This is a genomic window from Anoxybacillus sp. EFIL (assembly GCF_013096955.1).
Lineage (GTDB): Bacteria > Bacillota > Bacilli > Bacillales > Anoxybacillaceae > Anoxybacillus > Anoxybacillus ayderensis.
Window position 1 is genome coordinate 1 of record NZ_SDLH01000030.1, and the last position, 833, is coordinate 833.

An 833-nucleotide genomic window follows, 5' to 3' on the forward strand; every position below is an offset into this window, starting at 1 on the left:
TACTTTTCCCCTGCCGTCACATCGGTGAACAATTCCTCCGACAAAAACGACACGTGCTGAAAGTCGATATGCTCATGCACATGCGGGAAAAAGAGAAGAAGAAACTCTTCAAAAAACGTCGTAATCAACTCTTTAAACAACCGATCATGATCAATGGCCATATATGCACCTCGCTTTCGGTTTTGTTGTGTATTTTCGACAGTAAAACCAACATTCCTGCTTCGGAAATGAAAAAACAGAGAGCCATCCAACGACTCCCTGTCTCTATCAAACTTCGACAATCTTCGGGGCGTGACAGGCACGCAACCAATGGCTGCACGTAGCTTTGATTTTCGATATGGACGATAATGAGGCTATCCTCCCCTTTCAACTTCGTCTCAACAAGCAAATCGACGCGATACTTCTCCCCCGCCGTCACATCCGTAAACAGCTCCTCCGACAAAAACGACACGTGCTGAAAGTCGATGTGCTCATGCACATGCGGGAAAAAGAGAAGAAGAAACTCTTCAAAAAACGTCGTAATCAGCTTTTTAAACAACCGATTATGATCAACCGCCATATATACACCTCGCTTTCTGTTTTGTTGTGTATTTTCGATAAAAACGAGGAGATTCCTGCTTTAGGAATGAAAAACAGAGAGCCACTCAACAACTCTCTGTCTCTGTCAATCTTCGACAACCTTCGGGGCGTGACAGGCACGCAACCAATCCCTCACACAAACGGCAACGCTTGTTCATGGACTGAACGTGGATGGATCAACCCTCGATTATGAAAGGTTGAACTTAAATCAGCATAATGAACGGTGATTGGCAAACGTGTTTTCAGCATAGAAT

At 44.4% G+C, this 833-nt stretch carries 2 pseudogenes; both read right to left on the reverse strand.

Annotated elements, in window-relative coordinates:
- Positions 1-161 (reverse strand): annotated as a pseudogene (locus ES017_RS16025) (DUF4351 domain-containing protein); the annotation flags it as partial.
- A gap of 149 nt (positions 162-310) precedes the next feature.
- A pseudogene (locus tag ES017_RS15110) lies at positions 311-559 on the reverse strand (DUF4351 domain-containing protein); the annotation flags it as partial.
- Positions 560-833: the final 274 nt, after the last annotated feature.